Source organism: Paenibacillus sp. 01L418 (assembly GCF_056400045.1).
Genome location: NZ_JBFTSN010000269.1, coordinates 1 through 8,912 on the forward strand (window position 1 = coordinate 1; position 8,912 = coordinate 8,912).

10 protein-coding genes are annotated in these 8,912 nt (G+C 47.0%); all 10 read right to left on the reverse strand.

What is annotated here, in order from left to right; translation table 11 throughout:
• On the reverse strand, window positions 1–449 hold a 449-nt coding region (locus tag AC1DSE_RS24270; protein ID WP_477528307.1), incomplete at its 3' end, for an ABC transporter transmembrane domain-containing protein.
• Between the two features lie 188 nt (window positions 450–637).
• Window positions 638–1,699 (reverse strand): adenosine deaminase, encoded by a 1,062-nt coding sequence (gene add / locus AC1DSE_RS24275; protein ID WP_477528308.1) that lies wholly within the window; start codon window positions 1,697–1,699, stop codon window positions 638–640.
• Window positions 1,700–1,767: 68 nt separating this feature from the next.
• Window positions 1,768–2,145 carry a hydroxyisourate hydrolase gene (gene uraH, locus AC1DSE_RS24280; protein ID WP_477511992.1) on the reverse strand — a complete coding sequence of 126 codons (378 nt, stop codon included), beginning with the start codon at window positions 2,143–2,145 and terminating at the stop codon, window positions 1,768–1,770.
• Window positions 2,146–2,151: 6 nt separating this feature from the next.
• Window positions 2,152–3,102 (reverse strand): factor-independent urate hydroxylase, encoded by a 951-nt coding sequence (pucL, locus tag AC1DSE_RS24285; protein ID WP_477511991.1) that lies wholly within the window; start codon window positions 3,100–3,102, stop codon window positions 2,152–2,154.
• Window positions 3,103–3,119: 17 nt separating this feature from the next.
• Complete coding sequence (uraD, locus tag AC1DSE_RS24290; RefSeq protein WP_477511990.1) at window positions 3,120–3,662, reverse strand: 2-oxo-4-hydroxy-4-carboxy-5-ureidoimidazoline decarboxylase; 543 nt, start codon at window positions 3,660–3,662, stop codon at window positions 3,120–3,122.
• Window positions 3,659–4,159 carry a (2Fe-2S)-binding protein gene (locus tag AC1DSE_RS24295; RefSeq protein ID WP_477511989.1) on the reverse strand — a complete coding sequence of 167 codons (501 nt, stop codon included), beginning with the start codon at window positions 4,157–4,159 and terminating at the stop codon, window positions 3,659–3,661. The genes uraD and AC1DSE_RS24295 overlap by 4 nt, the downstream gene beginning before the upstream one ends.
• 6 nt (window positions 4,160–4,165) lie before the next feature.
• Complete coding sequence (gene pucD, locus AC1DSE_RS24300; RefSeq protein WP_477511988.1) at window positions 4,166–6,442, reverse strand: xanthine dehydrogenase subunit D; 2,277 nt, start codon at window positions 6,440–6,442, stop codon at window positions 4,166–4,168.
• A 24-nt stretch (window positions 6,443–6,466) separates the two neighbouring features.
• Window positions 6,467–7,393 (reverse strand): FAD binding domain-containing protein, encoded by a 927-nt coding sequence (locus AC1DSE_RS24305; protein WP_477511987.1) that lies wholly within the window; start codon window positions 7,391–7,393, stop codon window positions 6,467–6,469.
• A 121-nt stretch (window positions 7,394–7,514) separates the two neighbouring features.
• A complete protein-coding gene (locus AC1DSE_RS24310; protein WP_477511986.1) occupies window positions 7,515–8,144 on the reverse strand; it encodes a nucleotidyltransferase family protein in 630 nt (209 codons plus the stop codon).
• On the reverse strand, window positions 8,053–8,912 hold an 860-nt coding region (locus AC1DSE_RS24315), incomplete at its 5' end, for an XdhC family protein (RefSeq protein ID WP_477528309.1). The genes AC1DSE_RS24315 and AC1DSE_RS24310, both read right to left, overlap by 92 nt.

The window sequence follows — 8,912 nt, forward strand, 5'->3', positions numbered from 1 at the left end:
AGGTTAATGATGCCCCCGCCAATCAAGTTTTGAGCCCCTCCGATGTCATGAATGACTCTAGAGGATATTCCGCCTACTTGCCTCTGATCATAGAAGCTGACAGGCATTTTTTGCAGATGATGATACAGCTGCTCGCGAAGATCCTTCATCATCCGATTGCCAAGCATCGCTGAGAAATAATTTCTTAAAAAACTGACAATAACACCAAAAAATAAAATAATAGCCATGATGCCTACAATTTGATAAAGCCCCCAGTCCCCTTTGCCTGCAAGTACATCGTCGAGCAAAATTTGCGTGTAGATGGGTGTTGATAGAGGTGCAACGAATTGAACCATACCTAACAAAATGATAAGTCCTATCGACCACCAATAAGGTTTTGCCCATAGTAAATATCGTTTAACTGGACTAATGTGAATCCCTCCCGAAACACAATTAATAACTTTTTCCATCTTAGTTCATGATGTAAGGGATTACAAAGCCCAAGGTGCACAGGATATAGCAGAAAATGGTTGAGATTGGGAGTAATATCTATCTGTCAAAGCACAGATGAAACATTTTCAATAAATTCAAGGATTTAGGGGCAAAAACAAAGGCTCCACGTCAAAATCTGACGTGAAGCCTTTTACCTTATATTTTGTTAAACCTTAAATCCTTTTGCTGCCCATTCATTTTCCAGCTTAGCAATCAATAATTGTTTCTCTGCTTCCTCTAAGAAAGCAGCCTTTGCGCCGTTTAGCACGATTTTGGCGATATCCTTCATCGATAAGCCGCAATGCTCAGCCAGCTGCTCGTATTCCTTCTGAATCGTCGTATTCGAAACCGTTCGGTTGTCCGTATTTACAGTAACAATGATCCCTTCCTCCAAATAACGTCGGATCGGATACGCGTCCCAGCTTGGAACAGCTTTTGTCTGGATGTTGCTGAGCGGGCACATCTCCAAAGGTATTTGCCGTTCCCTCACGAGAGCAACGACCTCCGGGTCTTCCTGCATTCGAATGCCGTGGCCGATACGTACAGCACCTAAGCCCGTGACAGCGACTCGCACGTTTTCCGCACCTGCCGCTTCTCCCGCGTGGATCGTAATCGGCAGCCCCAGCTGCTGTGCCTCTTCAAAGAGCTGAAGGAACAGCTTGGCGGGAAATCCTGCCTCGTCACCAGCCAAATCGACGGCAACGACTCCTTTATTATAAAATCGCGCTGCTTCTTCAACAACGTCCTTATTGAGCGCATAGGAATGATGCCTCATACAAATAATGATTGCTCTAGCTACCGTGCCAAATGCTTGCTCACCGCGCTTTAAGCCATTTATCACATGCTGGATGACATCCTGAATGGTTAAGCCTTGTGTGCGATGCAGCTGAGGAGCAAAGCGCACTTCGATATAGCTTACCTTATCGTTTGCAGCCTGCTCAACAAGCTCATATGCAACTCTCTCTAACGCTGATCCCGTTTGCAAGTACGGCAAGACAAAACCAAACTTGTCCAAATACTCCTTTAAGCTCTCGCAAGTTTCTCCAACCTGCATATGAGACAGAAGCTCTGTTTCCGAATCTATTTGTAAAGGATTCCCTTGCTCTATAGCGAGCTCCCTAATGGTCTCCGGCTTTACGCTCCCATCTAAATGCACATGCAAATCAACCTTTGGCAGCTGCGACAATAACGTTGTCATAGCTGCAGTTTTTTCATTCATTAACGCCATCGTCAAATCCCCTTTCGGTATATTCATACACTATCCTGATAGTTTGTATACATGACCACAAAATTGGGCTAGCTTCCGCGGTAGGTACTGTAGCCGCCAGGAGCAACTAATAATGGAACGTGATAATGCGAGTTTTTATCGCGAATGCGGAACCTAATCGGAATTTTATCAAATATGCTCTCTTCTATCGCTGACAAATGTTCCGATCGCCGAAAAAAATCTCCTGCTGCAAAAACGATCTCATAGGTTCCGCACTCCATACTTTCACCCAGAAGCAATGGCTTATCAACGCGTCCATCTTCATTCGTCTGATAAGAACCAATGAGCCTAGGCTGGTTTGCAGCTTCCGCACTCTCCTCACCCAAATACCATAGCTCTATGGTTATGCCAACAACCGGTTTGCCTCCAGCAAGATCAAGAACATGCGTCGTAACTTTCCCGTTCACACTGCATCACTCTCCCTCAATCAGGTCAGCTCTTGTAAGAGTGAATCCTTGGAAGCCATAAGGCGGACGTGGTTCAGTAAACACGCCTGCTGCTGCGGAATGCTCAGGTTCCATTACCGTTTCCCATGTCCGATTGTTCGACTCGAATCGAACCTCAGACAGCTGCGGGAAGGTTGTAAGAATGCTTTTTCCAATTTGATAGATTAAATACTGAATGGAAGGTGAGTTTGCAAGATGGAACAACGTGTGGGCTAAATCATGAATCTGCTCGGATGGAACATAATTTCCGCGCCTACTGTCCAAAGCATCCTCTGCATGCTCATAAGTCCAAAAGATATGAAGGAAAATAAATAAAGGACGATCATAGCTTTCAGGCAAAGTTGTATATTCATCGCGAACGAATCCATAAAACGAGCTGCCCCTCACCTTAATGAGCTGAATGTGGGACAAAGCACTTTCATGTTCCGCCAGTTGAAAGCTATTGGCTGTACGTATCCATTTTTGCGAAGCGCTCGCATGCTCGTTGTGCGATCTTCGAAACACAAGCTGGCTATCGTTCCAGCTGCTCCCTTCGGCAATCGTGACGGAGTTGAAAGGCAGCCGATCCGCACGAATCTCAATCGCATCTATATGCGAATAACGCTCCATAAATCGCTCGCTTATGAAAGCTAGCAGTCCCTCTGTTGTACTTCCTTCATAATGAGCAGTTTGCCGTAATATAAAATTTTTCATCGAGTCAGTAGCTACGACCTGCGCATTGTCACCCTCCGTAAAGGAGGTAAGCAGCACCTCGCTGCTCACGGAGAAGGTTATGTTATGAGCAAAAATAATATTAGGATCGCCTATATAAGTTGATTGAGGGATCGATTTAACAGAAAGCGGTATTGCGTATGTCCGGTAGCTCAGCACATCGCCTTTGCCATAATATAATGTTCGTCCGCTGCGTAATTTTAGCATAATGATCGTTCCTTTCTCTACTCCATGATGAGATCTCTTAAACGAAATCCGGAAATTTTCTCAATTTCTCGCAATGCTTGATCTATTTCTTCAGCAGCAGAATGCCATAATCTAGCTTCCATCGCTGCGAGTATATCCTCTTTCTTTTTTCCTCTTACTGCGAAAATAAAGGGAAACCCAAAAGATTTTACATACGTTTGATTTAATCCGAGGAAGAGCTCGTATTCATCTGCCGTCAATTGATCCAAACCAGCACCTTGCTGCTCTATCGCGGAATACTCGGCAACCGCAAGCCTTGTTCCAAGATCGGGATGGGCGCGGAACAAATCAATAATCGTCTCTACTCTTGATTCCCGCACAACGTTCATCATCGCGTCATGAAGCGCTTCGACCGAAGCAAACGGACGCGCTGCACTTGCCGAAGCGGCCACCCAAGGCGAATGCTCAAATATCGTTCCAAGCCATGTTATGAACAGCTCGCGGGTGCATGCATTGATTTGATCCATATTTATTTTCATTTCCAGTACCCCTCGTGAATCGATCTCATGCCTATCACTCATATCGCTTGACGCCTCCCTTCAATGGCTCGTTTCACAGCTCTCCATATTCCGCCATATCCAGTACAGCGACACAAATTACCTGTCAAGGCTTCTTCAATTTCATCGTCTGACGGTTCTGGCTGGTGGTCGAGCAGCGCTTTAACGGAAACGATCATTCCCGGTGTGCAATAACCGCATTGAAAGCCGCCTTCCTCTAGAAAGGCTTGCCCAATCGGGTCGATCCCCTCTGACGAAATACCTTCTATCGTCGTAATCCGCTTGCTGGTGCATTGATAAGCCATCGTTAAACAAGAATTGACCGCCTGGCCGTCAATCAGTACCATACATGCACCGCACCTGCCGATATCACATGATCGCTTCGTCCCCGTAAGCGCCAAGTCATCACGCAATATGCTCAGCAATCTGGTGGAAGCTGCCGTTTCAATCTTAAGCTCCTGTTCATTAATGAAGCATTGGAGTGCAAACGGTGTTTGAACTTTTGCAGTATGATCGTTCATCTCCGTTCACCCCTTCATAAGAAAAAATGGCTTTTCTTGCAAAAAAGCAGGGTCTACCGGCAGTTTAGTCACCCATTTCCCGCAAGCTTGCCTTATAGCAGCTGCGATAGCTGGTGCTAGAGTAACCGATCCGACCTCGCCAATACCGCGTGGCCCATAATCGTCACCCTCAGGCAAATGCTCAATGGCTTCCACTTCTACTAACCCTTTTTGGTCAATGATCGTCGGAACAAGATACGTATCCAAATTTCGCGTAACATATTGTCCTTTTTCCATAATCGCATCTTCCATAAGTGTAAAACCAAGAGCCATACTGCTGCCTCCTTCGATTTGACCGAGAAAGCCTTGTGGATTTATGACAGGTCCAGCCGCTACCGCATGATACTGCTGCAGCACCTTGACTCGCCCTGTCAGCGTATTAATCTCAACCTTTGCAACTACGGCCGAATAGGTATACATAAAATGTGCTCCTACACGTTCTGTAGGTGAGATTGGAAATGAAAAAGAAGTTTCACAGCGAATAGGGGAATCGCAAGCTTCGGCGAGCTCTTGGTAGGTAAGCAGCAGTGCGTTGCTCGACGTCTCTCTTATGCCGCCTTCACCCAATTGCAGCTCTTGAGCAGGCTGTCTTAACGCTGCTTCAGCTCGTTTTAGCAACTGCTCTGTAAATGGCTGCTTTAACTTTTGAAGTGATTTCCACATCATTGCTGTTGCACGTGAAGCCGTAGTTGAACCGCTGTTTGGCACGACATCGGTATCGCCGATAATGATCCGCAAATCATCTGCTCCTAACTTGAACTGCTCGATGAGCATCTGCTCCAGCGATGCAATGAGACCTTGCCCAAACTCCTCATAACCGAATACGGCTTCAATCTTCCCGTCTTCCGCAAGCTCTAAGCGACCGCCTGCAGGGTCAGGAATACCAACCCCAAGTCCTGCGCCATGCATCGTAAAAGCGGCTCCGATGCCCGTTTTCACCCAAGGTTCTGCGCCATCTTTGCTTCGTGACTTGGTTTGCAGCTTCTCCTGCATTAATGGGCTCTTTGCTATAGCGCTCCATACTCGCTCGGCACCTTCGGTCATCACGATCGGTTGATCAAATGGCCCGAGATCGTCCATTTTGCGCATATTTAATTGGCGAAATGCCCAAGGCTCTAAGCCAAGCTGCTCAGCCAGTCGATCCAATTGTCCCTCAAGTGCGAAGATAGCTTGATTGCCGCCAAAACCTCGGAATTCACCCGACATGCCGTTGTTCGTAAATACCGATACGCCTTCAACGTCCAAATGCTCGTATTGATAAGGACCTATAACATGCTCTACAGCAAAATTAAGCACCTCGGCTCCAAGCGTTGAATAGGGACCCGTATCAGAAATAAGTCTGACTTGGTGAGCAATTAATTTCCCTGCTGCGTCAGTGCCCGTTTTCATCGTAATTTTCATCGGATGCCGCTTTAAGCCAGCACGAACCGATTCCTGCCTCGAATTATGCATCTTGACTGGTTTTCCTGTGTAAGTGGCGAGCAGTGCCCCATAAGGCTGCACATTCAACTCGTCCTTTCCGCCAAAAGAACCTCCAATGGGGCTGGATACGATCCGAATATCCTCTTGTGGTACAGCTAAAATACGTGATAATTGCATACGATCCATAAAGCCGTGCTGCGTTGGTGAATATACCGTTAACCGATGATTCGCCTCCGGCACGAACAAGCCGCCTTCCGTTTCCATATAGGTGTGCATTTGGCGCGGCGTGTAATAGGTTTCCTCTATGATACAAGCACATTGCTCGAATCCAGCCTCAGCGTTCCCTCTATGAAAGGATGCCCGGTGCATCGCATTGCCTTTTGGATGAAGCAGAGGTGCATCATCCCGCAGCGCGTGCTCAGGATCATCCACTACCTGCAAAACTTCATATTCAACTTCGATAAGTGCAATAGCTCTTTGTGCAATGGCAAGGGATTCAGCTGCTACTGTCGCTATTGCATCACCCACATATCTCACTCGCTCCTCACATAAAACAGGCTGGTCAGGATGCGCAATGCCAAAAGCATTTAATCCAGGGATATCTTCAAAGGTAAGCACGGCGTGGACACCGGTTAGTTGCTTGGCTTTATCTGTATGAATGGACAGAATACGCGCATGAGGATATTCGCTTCGTAGAACAAGGCCATAAAGCATATGCTCCCTAGTCATATCGGTTAAATAAGCCAGACTGCCTGTTACTTTACCTGGACCATCAGGACGGATTCGCCATCTACCTCCGCTGCTTGTGCGGTTTAAGAGCATACGCTCACTCCTTCCTGTCATTCCTCAATCTCTAGCTGCCTTCCAAAGCTCCGCTGCGATGACGTTAGCTGCTGTAATCTTCCGATACGACGATGATGCGAATAAATCTTCCCTAGGTTCGTATTCTTGCAAAATACAATCATAGGCTTGCTGAAGAAGCTGATGATCCACAGCCGCTCCTACGATTTCTGCTTCTAATCGTTCTAGTCTTTGCGGAAGCGTTTGTCCTCCTCCAAGCGCGATTCTTAGTTCCATGAGCACGCCAGCGGACGAAATCGCGCCTAATATGGCTGCAGTTACAATAGAAGGAGTAAATGCTTCACGACGTCCTACTTTATGGTAGGCGCCAAAATGCTTGATTTTCGAAATGGTATTTTCCTCTTCATCCCCACACGCCGTGCTCTCTTCCGTTAATAATGTGAAAGGCAGGACGATGCTGAGGAGCAATCTCTCACATCCTTGGGCCGGATCGTTTGCTAGAAGCAAATAGCTGGATAAAGGAGCGCGCTGCTCTATTACACCGTTGTACCAAATCACTTCAGCATCATAGGCCAGGAGAGCCGGAATAGCGTCACCAATTAAGGAGGAAACATTGCCGCCAATCGTTGCTAAATGCCGTATGGACGGCGCTGCTATTGCGCGTACAGCATCGGTGACTAGTGGAAAATTACGCTGCAGGAATGCATTCGTCCGACAAGCCTGCAAAGTCACTTGGCCGCCAATAATGACGCCTGATTCGCCGATTTTAACTTCGTTTAATCCACGAATAGCACTCAAATTGATCAAATGTTTCGGGATAGCAGAAACACCAGATTCCCACTGCGTTCGAAGCAAGGTTCCACCTGAAATATATAATCCATCAAACCCATAGCTTTGTTTAAGCAGCCATGCCTCTGCGGCCGTCTGAGGATGCCATACTAGAGGAGATGACATGATCTCCTGAGCATTCATGTTCACATTACTCCCCCGATCCGTTTGCATCTAAATAAGTGCGGTCCCCCGCTCCAAACATGGTCATTGCAAGCCTGCGTACAATTGTTTGGCCCGAAGTGATCTGCTAAAAAAGGTATCATTAGCACTCTTTAGTCAAACCCAAATATCGTTTTTTAGCTAAAGCAAAATCTGCTGGCGTATCTACGTCAAATAATGTCTCACGATCTAACGCCAGCAGCCCATAGCCTTGAAATTCAGTTGATTCGAACAGCTTACGAGCTCCAGCATCGCCCTTTAATTGAAATAAAGAATCGAACATGGAGCGGGATAATATCGCCGGAGGCATTAGAACAATTTCCCCTTCATTCGCGTCATGCACTGCGGTTGCGACAAAATCGAGCTCCGGACGCTCGCTCCAGCAGCGGATAAGCCTATTAATCATTCCGGAAGTAATAAAGGGTTGATCAGCGAGTACAACCACAACTGCATCAAGCGCAGCTCCCTCTCTCAGAAGCGCTTCAAGTCCGCAGCGGATCGAATAGGACATTCCCTTCTGCGCATCCGCACATTCAATCACAGTGACGCCGCTTGACCGAAAATGATGAGCAGCAATTACAGTACTATCCTCTGCCCCGATCCAATCATTTGAATCTTCGGGATTAACAACAACCTTGATTTCATGAAGATCGCTGGACAACAGAGCCAGCAGCCCCATCCGTGCCAGCGGCTTGTTCTTCGACAGCTCGAGCGATTGCTTTCGAACTCCCATGCGCTTGCTCTGTCCTGCTGCTAAATAAAGGGCTGATATTCGCATGTTTGCTCCCCTCCTGTCGCTGGCTCCCTTTCCTTGCTGCACGTATGGCAATTAATTCAGCTGCAACACTGACAGCTATTTCATACGGACCATCTGCATGAATGGAGAGACCTATCGGAGCGTGTACATTGGATGGAATGAGAAAGGTCTCAAACAGCATCCGTATCCGCTTCTTTGAACCAAGAACGCCGATGTAAACAAGCTTTAGAGGCAATGCAAGCCTAATCATGTCCTTATCCTGAGACAAATTATGGCTGCATACGATTAAATAATCATCTGGACGGAGTTGCACCTGCTCCATTATTTGTATGGGAGATCCAATCACACATTCGGCGTGTGGAAACCTTTCCTTCGTACATAACGCCGGCCGCCAATCAGCTACTATCACACGAAAGCCAATTTGTATCGCTAACGAATAGATAGCTTCCGCGTCTTTTCCTAGCCCGAATAACACCAAACGAGGTCTAGGCGTAATTACGATCGTCATTTGATTGGAATTGTTGTTCAGTTCATCTTCATAGTCCACCAGTGAGTGATCGCCAAGGTTATCAATAAGAGCGTAGCTGATTTCTTTCTCATCCCAGCTTCGCATTAGCTTAACGGAAATACCGGCATCATTTTTTGTTTTCGCTTCAAGCAAAATCGCCCGCAATCGTCCTTCCACAGGCTCCAGCAACATGCGAATCTCGCCGCCGCAGCCCACACTCTCACCCCATATAGCAT